At 66.0% G+C, this 18,515-nt stretch carries 14 protein-coding genes; 7 read left to right on the top strand and 7 right to left on the bottom strand.

Features of this window, described 5'->3' with window-relative positions; genetic code table 11:
* Positions 1-36 precede the first annotated feature (36 nt).
* The 5 genes from GPA25_RS13775 to GPA25_RS13755 all read right to left on the bottom strand — a co-directional run bounded on the left by GPA25_RS13775 (position 37) and on the right by GPA25_RS13755 (position 4,345).
* Positions 37-1,182 carry an acyl-CoA dehydrogenase gene (locus GPA25_RS13775; RefSeq protein ID WP_169260984.1) on the bottom strand — a complete coding sequence of 382 codons (1,146 nt, stop codon included), beginning with the start codon at positions 1,180-1,182 and terminating at the stop codon, positions 37-39.
* Complete coding sequence (locus GPA25_RS13770) at positions 1,183-2,373, bottom strand: acetyl-CoA C-acetyltransferase (protein ID WP_169260983.1); 1,191 nt, start codon at positions 2,371-2,373, stop codon at positions 1,183-1,185. It abuts the gene before it with no gap.
* A gap of 36 nt (positions 2,374-2,409) precedes the next feature.
* Positions 2,410-3,549, bottom strand: coding sequence for a carbonate dehydratase (gene can, locus GPA25_RS13765; RefSeq protein ID WP_169260982.1), 1,140 nt, complete (start codon positions 3,547-3,549; stop codon positions 2,410-2,412).
* 53 nt (positions 3,550-3,602) lie between these two features.
* A complete protein-coding gene (locus GPA25_RS13760; RefSeq protein WP_169260981.1) occupies positions 3,603-3,836 on the bottom strand; it encodes a hypothetical protein in 234 nt (77 codons plus the stop codon).
* A 71-nt stretch (positions 3,837-3,907) separates the two neighbouring features.
* Positions 3,908-4,345, bottom strand: coding sequence for a MerR family transcriptional regulator (locus tag GPA25_RS13755; RefSeq protein WP_169260980.1), 438 nt, complete (start codon positions 4,343-4,345; stop codon positions 3,908-3,910).
* A 135-nt stretch (positions 4,346-4,480) separates the two neighbouring features.
* Here GPA25_RS13755 and GPA25_RS13750 point away from each other — a divergent pair, with 135 nt between their 5' ends.
* The 3 genes from GPA25_RS13750 (at position 4,481) to GPA25_RS13740 (ending at position 7,958) form a co-directional block, all read left to right on the top strand.
* A complete protein-coding gene (locus GPA25_RS13750) occupies positions 4,481-5,509 on the top strand; it encodes an MBL fold metallo-hydrolase (RefSeq protein ID WP_169260979.1) in 1,029 nt (342 codons plus the stop codon).
* A 19-nt stretch (positions 5,510-5,528) separates the two neighbouring features.
* The gene (locus GPA25_RS13745; RefSeq protein WP_169260978.1) at positions 5,529-7,355 is read left to right on the top strand and encodes a PHA/PHB synthase family protein; all 1,827 of its coding nucleotides are present in this window, start codon (positions 5,529-5,531) and stop codon (positions 7,353-7,355) included.
* A gap of 84 nt (positions 7,356-7,439) precedes the next feature.
* A complete protein-coding gene (locus GPA25_RS13740) occupies positions 7,440-7,958 on the top strand; it encodes a PIN domain-containing protein (protein ID WP_169260977.1) in 519 nt (172 codons plus the stop codon).
* Between the two features lie 48 nt (positions 7,959-8,006).
* On the opposite strand, the gene GPA25_RS13735 is transcribed toward GPA25_RS13740, so the two are convergent.
* Complete coding sequence (locus GPA25_RS13735) at positions 8,007-8,858, bottom strand: helical backbone metal receptor (protein ID WP_169260976.1); 852 nt, start codon at positions 8,856-8,858, stop codon at positions 8,007-8,009.
* 109 nt (positions 8,859-8,967) lie between these two features.
* Here GPA25_RS13735 and ald point away from each other — a divergent pair, with 109 nt between their 5' ends.
* The 3 genes from ald (at position 8,968) to GPA25_RS13720 (ending at position 13,475) form a co-directional block, all read left to right on the top strand.
* On the top strand, positions 8,968-10,095 hold the full coding sequence (gene ald / locus GPA25_RS13730; RefSeq protein WP_169260975.1) for an alanine dehydrogenase: 1,128 nt from the start codon (positions 8,968-8,970) through the stop codon (positions 10,093-10,095).
* Between the two features lie 203 nt (positions 10,096-10,298).
* Complete coding sequence (locus GPA25_RS13725) at positions 10,299-12,137, top strand: potassium transporter Kup (protein ID WP_169261043.1); 1,839 nt, start codon at positions 10,299-10,301, stop codon at positions 12,135-12,137.
* A 111-nt stretch (positions 12,138-12,248) separates the two neighbouring features.
* Positions 12,249-13,475, top strand: coding sequence for a glycoside hydrolase family 2 TIM barrel-domain containing protein (locus GPA25_RS13720; protein WP_169260974.1), 1,227 nt, complete (start codon positions 12,249-12,251; stop codon positions 13,473-13,475).
* 14 nt (positions 13,476-13,489) lie between these two features.
* Here GPA25_RS13720 and GPA25_RS13715 read toward each other — a convergent pair whose 3' ends face one another.
* Positions 13,490-15,397, bottom strand: coding sequence for a peptidase U32 family protein (locus GPA25_RS13715; protein WP_169260973.1), 1,908 nt, complete (start codon positions 15,395-15,397; stop codon positions 13,490-13,492).
* A gap of 258 nt (positions 15,398-15,655) precedes the next feature.
* On the opposite strand from GPA25_RS13715, the gene GPA25_RS13710 reads away from it, so the two are divergent.
* Positions 15,656-18,515 (top strand): retention module-containing protein (locus GPA25_RS13710; RefSeq protein ID WP_169260972.1); only part of this gene is annotated, 2,860 nt, incomplete at its 3' end.

Raw genomic sequence — 18,515 nt, 5'->3', positions numbered from 1 at the left:
CTCCCGCAGGACCTGGGAAAACCACGCCGCGGCGGATCAGGCCGCCAGCGCGCGCCCGATCACCAGGCGCTGGATGTCGCTCGCGCCCTCGTAGATCTGGCACACGCGCACGTCACGATAGATGCGCTCGACCGGGAAGTCGCTGACGTAGCCGTAACCACCATGGATCTGGATCGCATCCGAGCACACCTTCTCGGCCATTTCGGACGCGAACAGCTTCGCCATCGACGCCTCCTTCAGGCACGGCCGCCCCGCATCCTTCAGGCTCGCGGCATGCCAGACGAGCTGACGCGCAGCTTCGAGTTGCGTCGCCATGTCGGCGAGGCGGAAGTTCACCGCCTGGTGCTCGAAGATCGGCTTGCCGAAAGTCTCGCGCTCGTGCGCGTATTTGACTGCTGCTTCGAGCGCCGCGCGCGCCATGCCGAGGCACTGCGCGGCGATGCCGATACGGCCGGCTTCGAGGTTCGACAGCGCGATCTTGTAGCCCTCGCCTTCCGTGCCGAGCAAGGCGTCGGCCGGCACGCGGCAGTTTTCGAACAGTATCTGGGCAGTGTCGGACGCCTTCTGGCCCATCTTCTCCTCGACTCGGGCGACGATGTAGCCCGGCGCGTAGTTGGGAAAACCCGTCGGCACCAGGAAGCACGAGATGCCCTTCTTGCCGGCCGTCTTGTCGGTCACCGCGAACACGATCGCGACATCGGCCTCGCGGCCGGTGGTGATGAACTGCTTGACGCCATTGATGACCCAGTCGCCACCGTCCTTGACGGCGGTCGTGCGGATCGCCGACGCGTCCGAGCCGACATGCGGCTCGGTCAGGCAGAAGCAGCCGAGCTTCTCGCCGCGCGCCAGCGGCTTGAGCCACTGTTCCTTCTGCGCGTCGTTGCCGTAGCGGTTGGGGATGCCGCAGGCGAGCGAGTTCTGCACGCTGACGATGGTCGAGGTCGCGCCGTCGCCGGCAGCGATCTCTTCGAGCGCCAGCACCAGACTGATGTAGTCCATCCCTGCGCCGCCCCACTGCTCCGGCACCACCATGCCCAGCGCGCCGAGGCCGGCCAGCTCCTGTAGCGCCTCGCGCGGGAAGGTGTGGTTGCGATCCCATTCGGCGGCGAAGGGCGCCAGACGCTCCTGCGCAAACGCACGCAGGGAGTCGCGGATCATTTCCTGTTCTTGCGTGAGGATCATTTAGATGAGCTCCACCGCCACCGCGGTCGCTTCGCCGCCGCCGATGCACAGGCTGGCGACACCACGCTTCTTGCCATACTGCTTCAACGCACCGAGCAGCGTGACGATGATGCGCGCGCCCGACGCACCGATCGGGTGACCCAGCGCGCAGGCGCCGCCATGCACGTTCACCTTATCGTGCGGCAGCTTCAGCTCCTTCATCGCCGCCATCGTGACGACCGCGAAAGCTTCATTGATTTCCCACAGGTCGACGTCGCCAACGTTCCAGCCGGCCTTCGCCAGCACCTTCTGCATCGCACCCACCGGAGCGGTCGTGAACCACGCCGGGTCCTGCGCATGCGTCGCGTGGCCGACGATCGTCGCCAGCGGCTTCAGGCCCAGCTTGTCGGCGGTCGAACGGCGCATCAGCACCAACGCCGCGGCGCCGTCGGAGATCGAGCTGGAGTTCGCGGCGGTCACCGTGCCATCCTTCTTGAACGCGGGCTTGAGGCCGGCGATCTTGTCGATCTGCGCCTTCGGCGGCTGCTCGTCCTTGTCGACGACGACATCGCCCTTGCGCCCGGCGACGGTCACCGGCGCGACTTCCCACGCGAACGAGCCGTCCTTGATCGCGTTCTGCGCGCGCGTCGTCGAGGCGATCGCGAACTCGTCCTGCGCGGCACGCGTGAAATCGAAGTGGCCGGCGCAGTCCTCGGCGAAGGTGCCCATCAGGCGCCCCTTGTTTTCCTTCGAGTAGCTGTCCTCGAGACCGTCGAGGAACATGTGATCGAGCACCTGGCCGTGGCCGAGGCGGTAACCGCCACGGGCCTTCGGCAGCAGGTAGGGCGCGTTCGACATCGACTCCATGCCGCCCGCGACCATCACGTCGTTGGTGCCGGCCATCAGCAGGTCGTGCGCGAGCATCGTCGCCTTCATGCCGGAACCGCACACCTTGCTGACCGTGGTGCAACCGGCCGACAGCGGCAGGCCGGCGCCAAGCGCCGCCTGGCGGGCGGGGGCCTGGCCGACACCGGCCGGCAGCACGCAGCCCATCAGCACTTCCTGCACCTGCTCGGGGTTGATGCCGGCGCGCTCGACGGCGGCCTTGATCGCGACAGCGCCGAGCTGCGGGCCGCTCAGGCCGGACAGATCGCCCTGGAAGCCGCCCATCGGGGTGCGTGCGGCGGAAACGATAACGACGGGGTCATTCATGATGCTCTCCTGTAAAACGATTATTCAATCCGGCTCTCAGGCCAGTGCTTCCAGCGCCGCGACATAACGCGGCATCAGGTCTTCGGGGCGACGCACGTTGAGACCGAGGTCGCGCACCAGCCCGTCCTTGAGTCCGTAGATCCACGCATGCACCGTCAGCGGCTGGCCGCGCATCCACGCGTCCTGCACGACGACGGTCTGGCACACGTTGACCACCTGCTCGAGCGCGTTGAGCTCGCACAGGCGGTCGTGCGCAAGTTCCGGCGGCAGCGCATTGACCTGCTTGCGGTGCTTCACATGCACATCCTGCACATGGCGCAACCATAGATCGACCAGACCGACCCGCTCGCGCATCAGCGCCGCCTTCACACCACCGCAGCCGTAGTGTCCGACCACCATGATGTGCTTGACTTTCAGTACATCGACGGCGAACTGGATCACCGACAGACAGTTGAGGTCGGTATGCACGACGACGTTGGCGACGTTGCGGTGCACGAAAACCTCGCCCGGCAGCAGACCCACGATCTGGTTCGCCGGCACGCGCGAGTCGGAACAGCCGATCCACAGGTATTCGGGTGCCTGCAGCCGGGAAAGTTTCTCGAAGAAACCCGGATCGACCTGGCGCATCTGCTGCGCCCAGGCGCGGTTGTAGTCGAACAGGTGGAACAGGTTCTCGGTCGTGACTTCTTCCTCGGACCAGTTTTCGAGGTCGAGCGACAGGAAGATCGTGCCTTCGATCGGCGTCGGGTAATACGCCGGCGCCTCGGTGAAGCCCATCTCGCGGTAGAGCTTCACCGCGATGCGCATCGCCGGCAGCGTGTCGAGCATGATGCGGCGGTAGCCGAGATCCTTCGCGGTACGGATCGCTGCGAGCACCAGCTCGCGGCCGATGCCCAGGCCGCGGAAGGTCGGCTCGACGTACAAGCGCTTCATCTCGCAGACGCCTTCGGAGAAACGGCGCAGGCCGACACAACCGGCCGGCTGGCCGTCATGTTCGGCGAAGAACAGTCGTCCCTCCGGCGCGGAATAGGCGCCCGGCAGGGAAGCCATCTCGTCGCCGAAGCCCTGGAAGCACAGGTCCACGCCCAGCCAGGCCGCATAGTTGCGAAAGAACTGGCGTACCCGATCCAGTTCGACCGTATCGTCAGCACTCAAAACGCGAAGCTTCACTGCCATCGTCACTCCCAGGAACAAGGTCGCGAGCCGGGGCCGCGCCCTGCACTCGCTGGTTATCTCGTCGTTGCCGCGGACCGCAGCCGGCCGCCCGGCGCGCGACCGCCGGCACCGGGGGCGGGTTCGCCCAATCCGGCATCCTGCCACAGGCGGCGGTGCAGTTCCTCCTTCCGCGACTCACTGCCGCCCGGCGCATCAGGCATCCCGCAGCGACGGATATTGACACGCCCCGGCACGCGACCGGCACAGGCCGCATCGCGCGGTTGGAAAATCGTGTCTTCACGTTCCATGAGACCTCCTCCTGCCGGCTACTTTCGACTTTAGTTACGTTTACGTCAACGTAAACTAATCACCAAAAAAATCAAGTCCTGCCGCGCATCCGTCGCACGATTGCGGCCCGCTCGTCCGCGGCATTCTCGGCATCGTGACCGAGCAGTTCGGAGCACTGCTTTTCCAGCATGTCGATCTCGCCCAACACCGCCTCGATGTCCTCGCGCTGCTGCTCCAGCGCCGCGCGGCGGTCGGCCAGCACGATCAGGAAACGCAGCAGTTGCGGCGCCGCATTGCGCACACCGCCGTGCATTTCGATCAACTCCTTGATCTCGGCCAGCGACAGCCCGAGCCGCTTGCCACGCAGCGTAAGCTTGAGCCGCGTCCGGTCGGATTTGGTATAGACGCGCGAGCGGCCGGCACGCGAGGGCTTCAGCAGCCCCTGGTCCTCGTAGAAACGGATCGCCCGCGGCGTCACATCAAATTCGCGCGCGAGTTCCGTGATGGTGTAGGTTTGTTCGCTTGCCATTGCCCGATACTCGCAGTAAAACCGGCCTGGCCGATTGTTTTTTGCCGGTAATCGCCCCGACAGGGCGAAAAAGTTAATCAGAATTCAGGGGTTTGAGCAATGCGCAATTGTTCCCCCATCCCACAGAGGCGCCCGATGAGTCACCGTAGCGAACTTGAATACCCCTTCCCCGACACGCCCTCAGGCGGAACCGTGCAGCAAGTTGCCCCCGGCGTCGGCTGGGTGCGCATGCCGCTGCCCTTTGCGCTGAACCACATCAACCTGTGGCTGCTCGACGACGGCGACGCCGTCACGGTGGTCGATACCGGCTTCGGCCTCGACGAAGTGCGCGGCCACTGGAACGCGATCCTCGACCGCGATGCACGGCCGCTGTCGCGCATCGTCGTCACCCACTGCCATCCGGATCACCTCGGCCTCGCCAGCTGGCTGGCCGAGCGCAACGGCGCCCCGATTCACATGACGCAGGGCGAATTCCTCGCCGGCCACGCGATCTGGAACCAGCTGCCGGGCAGCTCGGTCGCCGACATGGTGGCGCAGTTCCGCGTCAATGGGCTCGACGCCGAACGCCAGGCCGCCCTGATCGAACGCGGCAATGGCTACCGGCGCGGCGTGCCGGGACTACCGTCCGCCTACCGCCGCCTGTTCGATGGGGATGTGCTGCGCATCGGCCGCAACGACTGGCGCGTGATCGTCGGCTTCGGCCACGCGCCGGAGCATGCCAGCCTGTATTGCGAGCGCCTCGGGGTCCTCATTTCGGGCGACATGCTGCTGCCGCGCATCTCTACAAATGTTAGCGTCTATGCTGCAACGCCAGACGACGATCCGCTCGGCTGGTTTCTCGATTCATTGCAGCGCATCAAGGACTTGCCGGACGATACGCTCGTGCTACCATCGCACGGTCATCCATTCCGCGGCATCCGGGCGCGAATCGAGCAACTCGAAACGCATCACCGCGAACGCTGCGACGCACTATTGGACGTGATCCACAGCCCCCGCAGTGCGGGAGAACTGCTATTGACGCTGTTCCCCCGTGAACTGGACACGCATCAGGTCATGTTCGCCATGGGCGAGGCAATCGCCCACTTGAACTACCTCGTCGCGCGCGGCGAGGCGCGCAGGGTGGCGGACCAGGAAGGCATCACCCGATTTGAACGAACTGTTTGAAAACAGGAGCAAAAAAGAAATGGCTGCACCAACACCCGAGAGCGTATTCCCCGAACTGCCGGACCCCAAGGAAGTCGCCAAGACTTACGCCGAAGTCGCACAGCGCGCCTCGCACCTGATCAGCGAGCACGTACAGCGCCAGCTGAAAAGGGGCGTCTCCACCCCCAGCGACGAACTGGGCATCGCCCAGGCGTTCATGGACATGATGGCCAAGCTGCTGGCGAACCCGTACAAGCTCGCCCAGTCGCAGATGAACCTGGTGTGGGACTACTTCTCGCTGTGGCAGCACTCGATGCTGCGCGTGATGGGCATGCACGGCGCGCCGATCGCGTCGCCGGAAAAGTCCGACAAGCGCTTCAAGGACGAGCAGTGGGAAGAGCACTTCCTGTTCGACTTCATCAAGCAGTCCTACCTGATCACCGCGCGTCACGTGCATGACACCGTGTGCGGCGTGGAAGGCCTCGACGAGCTGACACAGAAGAAGGTCAACTTCTTCACGCGCCAGTACATCGATGCGCTGTCGCCGTCGAACTTCGCGCTGACCAACCCGGAAGTGTTCCGCGAAACGGTCAAGAACAATGGCCAGAACCTGATCAAGGGCCTCAACAACCTGCTGCGCGACATGGAAGACGGCGGCGGCCAGCTGCGCGTCAAGATGACCGACACCAGCGCCTTCGAGCTGGGCCGCAACGTTGGCACCACCCCCGGCAAGGTGGTGTTCCAGACCGACATGATGCAGCTGATCCAGTACAACCCGACGACCGAGAAGGCCTACAAGCGCCCGCTGCTGATCGTGCCGCCGTGGATCAACAAGTTCTACATCCTCGACCTGCGCGAGAAGAACTCCTACATCAAATGGTGCGTGGACCAGGGCCACACCGTTTTCGTGATCTCGTGGGTGAACCCCGACGAGAAACAGGCTGAAAAGACCTTCGAATCCTACGTGCTGGAAGGCGTGATCGCGGCGCTCGACGCCATCGAAAAGCAGACCGGCGAGAAGGAAGTGAACGCCTGCGGTTACTGCCTCGGCGGCACCCTGCTGGCCACCACGCTCGCCTACCTGGCCGCCAAGAAGCAGAAGCGCATCGCCGCGGCAACCTTCTTCACGACGATGACCGATTTCTCCGAGCCGGGCGAACTGGGCGTATTCATCGACGAAGGCCAGGTTTCCAGCCTCGAGAAGAAGATGTTCGAGCGCGGCTACCTCGAAGGTTCGGAGATGGCCGGCACCTTCAACATGATGCGTGCCAACGACCTGATCTGGTCCTTCGTGGTGAACAACTACCTGATGGGCAAGGATCCGTTCCCGTTCGATCTGCTGTACTGGAACTCCGACTCGACGCGCATGCCGGCGAAGATGCACAGCTTCTACCTGCGCGCGATGTACATGGAAAACCGTCTGGTGCAGCCGGGCGGCGTCGAAATCGACGGCGTGCCGATCGATCTGCGCAAGATCAAGGTGCCGTGCTATTTCATCTCGACGCTGGAAGACCACATCGCACCGTGGAAGAGCACCTACCTCGGCGCGCTCAACTTCGGCGGCCCGGTGCGCTTCGTGCTGGGCGGCTCCGGCCACATCGCCGGCATCGTCAACCCGCCGGTTGCCAACAAGTACGGCTACTGGCTGAACCCGGCCGCCAAGCTGTCCGAAACCGCCGACAAGTGGTTCGAAGGCGCGCAACACCAGCAGGGTTCGTGGTGGACCGACTGGCAGTCGTGGGTCACCGCGCACGAACCCGAGCAGACCGACGTGCGTGATCCCGCCAAGGGCAAGCTCAAGGTGCTGGAAGACGCGCCGGGCTCGTTCGTCAAGATCCGCGCCGACGCCACCACCGCCGCCGCCTGACCGCTGACACGCCGCAATGATCGCGAGGGGGCCACGGCCCCCTCGTTTTCGTTCACCCATCGTTCTTTACGACGCCCGCCCGCCATGACCGACCAGCCTGCCTTGCCTGCCCTGCGACTGGTGCTCGACACCAACACCGTGATGGCCTTGTGGTTCTTCGAGGATCCGGCATTGCAGCCTTTGCGGCACCTGATCGAGGACACACCCCCGACACTGATCGCACGCGGCGACTCGCTCGAAGAGCTGCGCCGAGTGCTCGCGTACCGGCAATTCGGCATCGCCGCGGAGCGACAGGCGGCACTCCTTGCGGAGTATGCCGCACGCACCACCGTCATCGCGGCCGATGCGGACAACGGGGTGTCGATTGCGGCACCACTATCGGCACCGCGCCCGGCGGCGCTACCCGTGTGTCGTGACCCCGACGACCAGAAATTCCTCGAAATCGCGCGCGACGGCAGCGCCACCCATCTCGTCAGCCGCGACAAGGCCCTGCTGCGACTCAATCGTCATCGCCTCGTGCGGCCGCTGTTCGCAATCCTGACCCCCGAAGCTTTGGTCGCCATGCTGCCGATGCCCAGTCCCGCCCAAGCGCCTGTCCGGTAGGAGCGGCGTCAGCCGCGAACAAGCGCCCATTCGCGGCTGACGCCGCTCCTACGCGACGCAACCCATGCCATCCTCGGCGAGGCTGCGGCGCAGGGCGGTGAGATAACGCAGGCCCGCCGCGGCACGGCTGCCGTACCACGACGCCATCTCGCCGTCGATCAGCGTTGCCGGGCGGCCGGACAATTGCGCGACCTCGTCGATATGCTGCTCGCCGAAACGATAGGGCTCGCTCGACAGAAACACGCGCGCGACCTCTGCGATCCACGACGCACGCCAGTCGATTTCCGGGTACCGCCGTGCCGGATCTTCCGGCAGCGTCTCCCAGCCCACCGCACGCAGCGTCGTCGAGATGTAGGTGTCGCGCGCGATGCTCATCCACGGCGCTCGCCAGATCAGGTACAGCACCCGCTCCGGCGGCAGGGCCGCCGCCACCGCATGCGCGCCGGCCAGCGCGTCCGCCAGATCGGCCGCGAGCCGCGCCGCGGCATCCTCGCAGCGGAATACGCCACCAAACAGCCGATAGAGTTCGAAGTTGTCCTCCGGCCGACACGGATGCGTGACGATCACGTTGGGCACGAAGCTGGCCAGCTCCTCGACCGCCTCGCGCCGGTTCTCGTCGACATTGACGATCAGGTGTGTCGGCGCCAGCGCGCGCACCACGTCGAGCTTCACATCCTTGGTGCCGCCCACCTTGGGGATGGACTTGAGCGTCGCACGCGGATGGATGCAGAAACCGGTGCGCCCCACCAGTTGCTCGGCCAGGCCCAGATCGCACACCAGCTCGGTCAGCGACGGCACCAGGGAGACAATGCGCACTGCCCCGTCGGCCGGACGGTGGTGTACGCCAAGCGCGTCGATCAGCGGCGCGGCGGAATCGTGCTGGATCTCGGAAACTTTCATGACTCGTCGGGAACCTTGGGGAGGATCCCGATTGTAGGCCACGGCCGGCCGCGGCGACGCTATGCTGAGGGTGGGGGGAACGATCGGGAAACCTTCACGGGAGTTCATCATGCGTATCGGCGTACCCAGGGAAATCAAGAACAACGAATACCGCGTCGGCCTGACGCCTGCGAGCGTGCGCGAGGTCGTCGCCAACGGTCACGAGGTCCTCGTCGAGCAGGGTGCGGGGCTCGGCATCGGCGCCAGCGACGACGACTACCGTCGGGCCGGCGCGCGGATCGCCGATGATGCGGACGCGGTATTCGCCGCCGCCGAACTGATCGTCAAGGTCAAGGAGCCGCAGGCAGTCGAACGCGCGCGTCTGCGTGATGACCAGGTCCTGTTCACCTATCTGCACCTTGCTCCCGACCCCGACCAGGCGCGCGACCTGCTCGCCTCGGGCGTCACCGCGATCGCCTACGAGACGGTGACCGGCACCGATGGCGGACTGCCGCTGCTCGCGCCGATGTCGGAGGTTGCCGGGCGCATGAGCGTGCAGGCCGGCGCACGCTGTCTCGAAAAGGGAGCCGGCGGCCGCGGCGTGCTGCTCGGCGGCGTGCCCGGCGTGGAGTCGGCGCGGGTCACGATCCTTGGCGCCGGGGTGGTCGGCAGCAATGCGGCAATGATCGCTCTGGGCATGGGCGCGACGGTCACCGTGCTCGATCGCTCGGTCGCCGCATTGCGCCGCCTCAGCGAGCGCTTCGGCCCGCCGCTGCACACCCTGCACTCGAGCGCGGAATCCATCGAGGCCGCGGTGCTCGGCGCCGATCTGGTGATCGGGGGCGTCCTCGTCCCCGGCGCGGCCGCGCCGAAGCTGGTCAGCCGCGAGATGGTCCGCCGCATGCTCGCCGGCGCCGTGGTCGTAGACGTCGCGATCGATCAGGGTGGTTGTTTCGAGACTTCGCATCCGACGACGCACGCGAACCCGACCTACATCGTCGATGATGTCGTGCATTACTGCGTCGCAAACATGCCGGGGGCGGTCGCCCGGACGTCGACCTATGCCCTCAATGCGGCCACCCTGCCCTATCTGCTGGCGCTCGCGAACAAGGGGTGGCGCCAGGCGATGCGCGACGATCCGCATCTGCGGCAAGGGCTCAACACCTACGCCGGCCACATCACCCACCCGGGCGTCGCTGCGGCACTGGGGATCGACTATCGTCCATCTGCGGAAATGACCGACGAAGGCACGACCTAATACGGAAGTAATAGCGGGGCGGCAGCCTGACAGGCCCTAAAAGCGTGAATTTTTCATCATCGACGCGTGCTGCAGTGCGGTAAGCTAGGCGCCCCGCGCGATTTCGCGCCGGCCGTCACGGAGCAATCGTGCAAACCACTGACCGTGTAGACGCCTCGCCGGAAACCGGCGCATCCCATGCACCGCACGCCAGCCTCGCCGGCATGGCCGTCGCGGCGATCGGTGTCGTGTACGGCGACATCGGCACCAGCCCGCTGTATACGCTGAAGGAAGTGTTCAACGGCCCGCACGCGATACCGGTCACGCCGGAAAACGTGTACGGCATACTGTCTCTGGTGTTCTGGGCATTGATGCTGGTGGTGTCGGTGAAGTACGTGATCTTCATCACCCGCGCCGACAACCGCGGCGAAGGCGGCATCATGGCGCTGACTTCGCTCGCGCTCCGCGTCGTACCGGCGGGCCGCAAGGCCTGGTGGCTGTCGGCACTGGGAGTCTTCGGTGCCGCGCTGTTCTACGGCGACGGCATGATCACGCCGGCGATCTCGGTGCTGTCGGCCGTGGAGGGCCTGGAGGTGGCGACGCCGGCCTTCCGGCCATTTGTGCTGCCGATTGCGCTGGCGGTGCTGGTTGGCCTGTTCGTGATGCAGCGCAGCGGCACCCATCGCGTCGGGGCGATCTTCGGACCGGTGATGGTGTGCTGGTTCCTGGTGCTGGCGGTGCTGGGCGGGATGGGCATCGCGCTCCACCCGGAGATTCTCGGCGCAGTCGATCCACGCTGGGCACTTAGTTTTCTCGCCGACAACCCACTGCTCGGCTGGCTCGGGCTGGGGGCGGTGGTGCTGGCGATTACCGGCGGCGAGGCGCTATACGCCGACATGGGGCACTTCGGCCGGCGGCCGATCAAGCTGGCGTGGTTCACGGTGGTCTTCCCGGCGCTGTATCTGAATTACCTCGGCCAGGGTGCGCTGATCCTCGACCACCCCGACAACGTGCGCAACCCGTTCTACCTGCTGGTGCCCGACGCACTGGTGTACCCGATGGTGGGAATGGCGACGCTGGCGACCATCATCGCCAGCCAGGCGGTGATTTCCGGCGCGTTCTCGCTGACACGCCAGGCGATGCAACTGGGCTACGCCCCGCGGATGCTGACGATCTTCACGTCGGAGCGCGAGATGGGACAGATCTACGTGCCGGGCATCAACTGGATGCTGCTCGGCGCGGTGATCGCGCTGGTGGTGGGTTTCCGCTCGTCGAGCGCGCTGGCGTCGGCCTACGGGCTCGCCGTGACAATGACGATGATGATCGACACCGTGCTGGCGTTTGTCGTGGTGCGCGGGCTGTGGGGTTGGGGCAAGTTGCAGGCGGCACTGTTCCTCGGCGTATTCCTCACCGTCGATATCGCATTCTTCTCCGCGACGACGGTGAAGATCCTCGCCGGCGGCTGGTTTCCGCTGCTCATCGGCGCGCTGATCTTCTCGATGCTGATGACCTGGAAGCGCGGCCGCACGCTGCTCAACACCCGTATTCGCAGCGACACCATCCCGCTCGACCTGTTCATCAAGTCGATGTTCACCAGTCCGCCGCCGCGCGTCGAGGGCACGGCGGTGTTCCTGACGACCTGGCTCGACGGCGTGCCGCGTGCCCTGCTGCACAACATCCTGCACAACAAGGTGCTGCATGAACGCGTGGTGCTGCTGACAGTCGAAACCGCCGACGTTTCACGGGTACCGGAGCAAGACCGCGTGCAGATCGAGGAACTCGACTACGGTTTCTTCCGCGTCAAGCTGCTCTACGGCTTCATGGACGATCCGGACATTCCGGCCGCGCTCGCGCTTTGCGACGATCGCGGAATGCCCTTCGACATGATGACCACGTCGTTCTTCCTCGGGCGCGAGACGCTCGTCCACCGCATCGGTTCGGGCATGGCGCGCTGGCGCGAAAAACTTTTCATCGTGATGTTCCGCAACGCCGGCAGCGCCGCCGACTATTTCCATCTCCCGCCCAACCGGGTGGTGGAACTGGGCACCCAGGTCGAGTTGTAGCACCACACGCCTCGGTCGGGCGTTGACGGCAAGCGATCACCCTCGGGACGGGAGATACCTGATGGACATCCGGATTACCCCCACCACCACCGCCCGCATCCGGAAAATGCGATGCGCTTGAAGGCCCGCGAAACATTTGCCCGGTTGCTGACGCGCCTGACAGCGCTGTTGTTGCTGGCCGCCGCCCCTGTGAGCGCCACGGCCGCCGACGCACAATGGCAGGGCGCCGCGTTCGCAGGCGATCGGTCGGCACTGGAGAAACTCGCAGCGGCCGGCGCCGGGGTCGTACGCGTCTATGGCGAGTCCGACGTCTGGGTACTCGACGAGGCGCAACGCCTTGGCCTGCGAGTGGTCATGGGCCTGTCGGTCGGCTATCCGCGCCACGGAATCCAGCCGAGCGATGCCGACGCACTGGGCACGCAGGAGGAGGCCATCCGACGTTTCGTCCTGCGCCACCACAAGCACCCGGCGCTGCTCGCATGGGGGGTGGGCAACGAGGTCGAAGCGGGCGCAGACGATCCCTTGCCTGCGTGGCGCGAGGTGAACCGGCTCGCGGGCATGATCAAGGCCATCGACCCGGCACACCCGACCCTGATGGTCGTCGTCGATGGCGGCGTGGAACGACTCGCGCTGCTCGCCAAGTGCTGTGCCAACATCGATCTGCTGGGCATCAACGCCTATGCGGGTGCGGCTTTCACCCTACCGCAGCGCCTGCGCAGTGCCGGCATCACCAAACCGGTCGTCATCGGCGAACTCGGCCCGCTCGGCCAGTGGCAGTCCGGGCGCAAACCCTGGGGGGCGCCGGTGGAGCCGACCAGCAGCGAGAAGGCCGCGTTCTTCCGCGACGTGTTCCCCTTCCTGCGCAGCCAGCCACAGATCGTCGGGGCGTTTCCCTTCCTGTGGGGCTGGAAGCAGGAACAGACCGAAACCTGGCATGGCCTGCTGCTGGCCGATGGCAGCCTCACGGCGATGAGCGACGCGCTCAGCACGGCGTGGGGCAAGCCCGTCACCGAACCGGCGCCGCTGATCCGCGGCATCGGCATCGCTGCGGACGAATTCGCGCCGGGCCAGGAGATCTCGGCCGGCGTCGACGCCGCGGCATTCGACGGCTCGGCCCTGCGCACCGAGTGGAAAGTGCTGGCCGAAGCGACAGATCTGCGTGGAGGCAGCGGCGTCGAAACGCCTCCCGCGCGGATTGCGGTACCTATCCGGCACGCCGACGCGGCCAGCGTGCGTTTCATCGCCCCGCAGCAGCCGGGCGCCTATCGCCTGTTCATCACGATCCACGACCGTAAGGGCAAGGCCGCGACCGCCAACCTGCCCTTCCTGGTGCGCTGAAGGGCCGCCTCCCCTCAGCCGGCGGGCCGCCTTTTCCCCGCCTTGCCGCTCACGCGCCGGCCGATGACGTGCATCTCGCACTTCTTGCAGTCAAAGCGCAGCAGCAGCGGCTCGCGCACCGCGTCGTGACCTTCGCCGCGATCCTGCCACAGCGTCATCGGCTCCGGCCGGATGCCCTTCACCTGCCTGGGGCACAGATTGAAGCTGTAACGCAGGCAGTGCTTGGTGATCATCAACGAGACCGGCCCGTCCTCGTGGTTCGCCTCGAAGGCGTCGGCGATCAGTTCGACGCCGTGCCGGCGGTAGAACTCGCGCGCCCGGGCGTTGAAGACGTTGCCCAGATAGTTCAGCGAAGTGTCCGGGTAGCGCGCCGGCGGCTCGACCGCAGCCGCACGCGCCGGCCGTTGCCACGCGGCGGCACGCGCCTGCAGCAAGGCATCGACGGCCGCGCGGCGCAGGGCGTTGATCTGGGCGAGCGGCACGAACCACGGTGCAGCGGTGTCGAGCGCGACATCGTCGGGTGCCGCGACGAACATCGTGCTGCCGAGCTTGCACAGGCTCTCGCGCAGCGTCGCCGCGGCACGCACCGCGTCGCGCGCTTCCGCCTTGTCGCAGACGATTTCCGCGCGAGCCGACACGCCGCGCTCGTCGGTGACCGCGAGGGCGAGGCCATCCGGCGTATCGAAGAGGCGCATGCGCACGGGCACGCGGCGTTCGGCCGATTTCCCGGCGAGCTGTTTCTCGAAGACGTGATCGAGATTACGGTACAGCGTCGCGCCGGCGACGAGGCCGGTCGGCGCCTCCACAAGGTGCACGGTGGCGCCGTCGACACGGCTGACCCGCGCCCCCTGCAGCACGCCGGCGGCATCGAACCATGCGAGGCCGTCGCCATTCGCGAGCGCCTCGGTGGCCTCGACCGCGAATGACCTGCCCTGCACACGCGCAACCCGGCCAATCGGCGTGCCGACGAACTTGGGCGACTCGAAGGCGCCGATGTCCCCCTGGCGCTCATTCACGAAGTAGTCGGTGCTGCCGCGGTTGAACGTCTTGTCCGGGCGCGGGGTGAAGCTGAAGCTCGACCGCCCCGCGGCGCCGCGCCGCAGCTCGGGCCGCGCGTCGAGGATGCGGTCGAGCTCGTTGCGATAGTGCGCGGTCACGTTCTTCACGTAGGGCAGATCCTTGAGCCGCCCTTCGATCTTGAACGAGCGGACGCCCGCATCGATCAGTGTTGCGAGATTGCCGGTCTGGTCATTGTCCTTCAGTGACAGGAGATGGCGACGGTCGGCCACCGGCGTGCCGTCGGCATCCTTCAGCGACCACGGCAGCCGGCACAGCTGCGCACATTCGCCGCGGTTGGCACTGCGCCCGGTAAAGGCATGGCTAATCGTGCATTGGCCCGAATAGCTGACGCACAGCGCACCATGGACGAAGAACTCGAGCGCACAACGCTCGCGGTCGGTCACATCGGCAATCGCGCGAATCTGCGCTACGTTCAACTCGCGCGCCAGCACGATCTGCGAGAAACCGACGTCCTGCAGAAAACGCGCCTTCTGCGGCGTGCGGATGTCGCACTGGGTGCTCGCATGCAGCTGGATCGGCGGCAAGTCCAGTTCGAGCAATCCCATGTCCTGCACGATCAGCGCATCGACGCCGGCCTCGTACGCCTGCCACACCAGCCGCCGCGCGCCCTCCAGTTCATCGTCGCGCAGGATGGTGTTGAGGGCCAGCAGCACCCGTGCCGAAAAGCGGTGCGCATAGCGAGCCAGCGCCGCGACGTCCTCGATGGAATTGCCCGCCGCCGCCCGCGCACCGAACGTGGGGCCACCGATATACACGGCGTCGGCGCCGTGGTCGATCGCGGCGATGCCGAAATCGAGGCTGCGCGCGGGCGCGAGGAGTTCGAGGGCGGAAGCGTGGGACATCGGTGAGCGCGGGCGAACGAAGGGTGATCGGGCTGCCCGCGATGATAGGCGTTTTCCGACAGCACCGCCGAGTCTGCTTATCCCCCAGCTCCGGGACGGCTTCGCAGCGTTCGTGATCCCGGTCACGCTTCGTGCCTCCCGACTGTACCTTTGGACAATGTCTTTGCCACAAGCCTGGCCATATTCTGTAACCGAGTGAAACAGGATTTTCGCGTGGCCGCCTAGCAGCCCCGCCCGACGATTAAAGGAGTAGGCAAAATGGCTGAAGCGATCGCAGTTGTTGTTGCAGTGAGAGGCGAAGCATTTGCACGCAATGCGGAAGGCAAGCTCCGCCCGCTGCACGCGGGTGACACCCTGTACGAAGGCGAAGTTGTCGTCACGTCGGCAGGAGGTCGGGTGGAATTGGCGATGTCCGAAGGCGAATCGCTGGCGATTTCGGAAAACCAGACGGTCAAGCTGACATCCGAAGTCTCCGAGGCGACGCGCCCGACGCGCGACGATGCGCAGGTCACGCAAGGCACGGTGGATCAGGTGATCCGCGCCCTCGAACAGGGCGAAAACCTCGATGACCTCGAAGCGCCCGCAGCCGGTCTGGCCGGCGGTGGTGGCGGCGAAGGCAGCAGCTTCGTGCGCCTGCTGCGGATCAGTGAAAGCGTGGAACCGCTCGAGTTCCAATTTGGGCAGGAAAGCACAAGCGTGCTGCCGCTCGAGGAACCGGCGCCGATCATTGAGGAGGCGCCCGCCCTCACGCTCGCGATCGATATCGTCGACGCGCAACTGAACGACGGCGACAGCAGCTCGCAGGTTACCTTCAGCTTCAGCGAAGCACCGGTCGGTTTCGCACTGAGCGACATTGTTGCAACCGGCGGGACGGTAACCAACCTTCAGGCGACCGACAACCCGCTCATCTATACCGCGACTTTCACCGCAACCGACGGGTTTGCGGGCACGGGCAGTGTGAGCGTAGCCAACGGTGCGTACACCAATGCGCAAGGCAATGTGGGCGCCGGGGGCAGCGACACGGTGCCAGTCGATCGCAGCAATCCGGCGCTGGCTCTCGACATCGTCATCGGCCAGCTGAATGACGCCACAAACACGTCGCCCGTGACCTTCACCTTCACCGAACCACCGGTCGGATTCACGCTGGACGACGTCGTGGCGACCGGCGGCACGGTGACGAACCTGCAGCCGACCTCCGATCCGCTGGTGTATACGGCAACGTTCACCGCGAACGACGGCTTCACCGGCACGGGCACTGTGAGCGTGGGGGATGGCACCTACACGGACGCCCAGGGCAATCCGGGTACGGGGGATGTGGACACGGTGCCGGTCGATACGGCCAACCCGAACCTGACGCTCGACATCGTCATCGCAGAACTGAACGACGGCGAGAATAGCTCGCCCGTCACCTTCACCTTCAGCGAAGCTCCGGTCGGTTTCACGCTGGACGACGTCGTGGTGGATGGTGGCACAGTGACCAACCTGCAGCCGACCGACGATCCGCGGGTCTATACGGGCACCTTCACGGCGACCGACGGCTTCACCGGCACGGGCACCGTGAGCGTGGCGGACGGTACCTACACCGATGCCCAAGGTAATCTGGGCACGGGCGACAGCGACACGGTGCCGATCGATCGCGCCAACCCGACGCTACCGGTCAATATCGTCGACGAGCAGCTCAACGACGCCGACAGCAGCTCGCAGGTCACCTTCACCTTCAGCGAAGCGCCGGTCGGCTTCACGCTGGACGACATCACCGCCGTCGGCGGCACCGTCAGCAATCTGCAGGCGACCGCCGATCCGCTCGTGTATACCGCGACCTTCACCGCCACCGACGGCTTCACCGGCACCGCCAGCGTCAGCGTGGCGGACGGCACGTACACCGATGCCCATGGCAACATCGGCACCGGCGGCAGCGACACAGTGCCGGTCGACACCGCCGCCCCGACGCTGACGGTCAACATCGTCGATGCTGCGCTCAACGACGCCGACACCAACTCGCAGGTGACCTTCACCTTCAGCGAGCCGCCGGTCGGCTTCACCGCGGACGACATCGTCGCCGTGGGTGGCACGGTCACCAACCTGCAGGCGACCGCCGATCCGCTGGTCTTCACGGCAACCTTCACCGCGGCCGACGGCTTCGCCGGCACCGCTAGCGTCAGCGTGGCCGACGCCCTCTACACCGATGCCGCAGGCAATCCGGGCGCGGGCGGCAGCGACACCGTGCCGGTGGATACCGCCGCCCCGACGCTGACGGTCAATATCGTCGACGAACAACTCAACGACGGCGACAGCGGCTCACAGGTCACTTTCACCTTCAGCGAAGCGCCGGTCGGCTTCACCGCGGGCGACATCGTCGCCGTCGGCGGCACCGTCACCAACCTGCAGGCGACCGCCGATCCGCTGGTCTTCACCGCCACCTTCACGGCGACCGACGGCTTCTCCGGCACCGCCAGCGTGAGTGTGGCCGACAACCTCTACACGAATGCGGCGGGCAACCTGGGCTCCGGTGGCAGCGACACGGTGCCGGTCGATCGCAGCAATCCGACGCTGACGGTCAACATCGTCGATCCCGCCCTCAGCGACACCGACACCAGCTCGCAGGTGACCTTCACCTTCAGCGAAGCACCGGTCGGCTTCGAGCTGGGCGACATCGTCGCCGTCGGCGGCACCGTCACCAACCTGCAGGCAACGGCCGATCCGCTGGTCTTTACTGCCACCTTCACCGCTGATGACGGCTTCTCCGGCACCGCCAGCGTCAGCGTGGCCAACGACCTCTACACCGATGCCGCGGGTAACCTCGGCTCGGGCGGCAGCGACACGGTGGCGGTCGATACCGCCAACCCGGCGCTGACGGTCAACATCGCAGACGAGCAACTTAATGACGGCGACAGCAGCTCGCAGGTGACCTTCACCTTCAGCGAAGCGCCGGTCGGCTTCACCGCGGGCGACATCGTCGCCGTCGGCGGCACTGTCACCAACCTGCAGGCGACCGCCAATCCGCTCGTCTTTACCGCCACCTTCACGGCGACCGACGGCTTCTCCGGCACCGCCAGCGTGAGTGTGGCCGACAACCTCTACACGAATGCGGCGGGCAACCTGGGCTCCGGTGGCAGCG

Source organism: Aromatoleum diolicum, assembly GCF_012910955.1.
Lineage (GTDB): Bacteria > Pseudomonadota > Gammaproteobacteria > Burkholderiales > Rhodocyclaceae > Aromatoleum > Aromatoleum diolicum.
This window is presented reverse-complemented; position numbering and strand designations above follow the sequence as displayed.

What these genes read in the sequence shown, in the direction of transcription:
- GPA25_RS13740 (WP_169260977.1), top strand. Translation starts at nt 7,440, where the DNA reads ATGACCGACCAGCCTGCCTTGCCTGCCCTGCGACTGGTGCTCGACACC.
- GPA25_RS13750 (WP_169260979.1), top strand. Translation starts at nt 4,481, where the DNA reads ATGAGTCACCGTAGCGAACTTGAATACCCCTTCCCCGACACGCCCTCA.
- GPA25_RS13775 (WP_169260984.1), bottom strand. Translation starts at nt 1,182, where the DNA reads ATGATCCTCACGCAAGAACAGGAAATGATCCGCGACTCCCTGCGTGCG.
- GPA25_RS13755 (WP_169260980.1), bottom strand. Translation starts at nt 4,345, where the DNA reads ATGGCAAGCGAACAAACCTACACCATCACGGAACTCGCGCGCGAATTT.
- GPA25_RS13760 (WP_169260981.1), bottom strand. Translation starts at nt 3,836, where the DNA reads ATGGAACGTGAAGACACGATTTTCCAACCGCGCGATGCGGCCTGTGCC.
- GPA25_RS13720 (WP_169260974.1), top strand. Translation starts at nt 12,249, where the DNA reads ATGCGCTTGAAGGCCCGCGAAACATTTGCCCGGTTGCTGACGCGCCTG.
- GPA25_RS13745 (WP_169260978.1), top strand. Translation starts at nt 5,529, where the DNA reads ATGGCTGCACCAACACCCGAGAGCGTATTCCCCGAACTGCCGGACCCC.
- GPA25_RS13770 (WP_169260983.1), bottom strand. Translation starts at nt 2,373, where the DNA reads ATGAATGACCCCGTCGTTATCGTTTCCGCCGCACGCACCCCGATGGGC.
- GPA25_RS13735 (WP_169260976.1), bottom strand. Translation starts at nt 8,858, where the DNA reads ATGAAAGTTTCCGAGATCCAGCACGATTCCGCCGCGCCGCTGATCGAC.
- can (WP_169260982.1), bottom strand. Translation starts at nt 3,549, where the DNA reads ATGGCAGTGAAGCTTCGCGTTTTGAGTGCTGACGATACGGTCGAACTG.
- GPA25_RS13725 (WP_169261043.1), top strand. Translation starts at nt 10,299, where the DNA reads ATGGCCGTCGCGGCGATCGGTGTCGTGTACGGCGACATCGGCACCAGC.
- ald (WP_169260975.1), top strand. Translation starts at nt 8,968, where the DNA reads ATGCGTATCGGCGTACCCAGGGAAATCAAGAACAACGAATACCGCGTC.
- GPA25_RS13715 (WP_169260973.1), bottom strand. Translation starts at nt 15,397, where the DNA reads ATGTCCCACGCTTCCGCCCTCGAACTCCTCGCGCCCGCGCGCAGCCTC.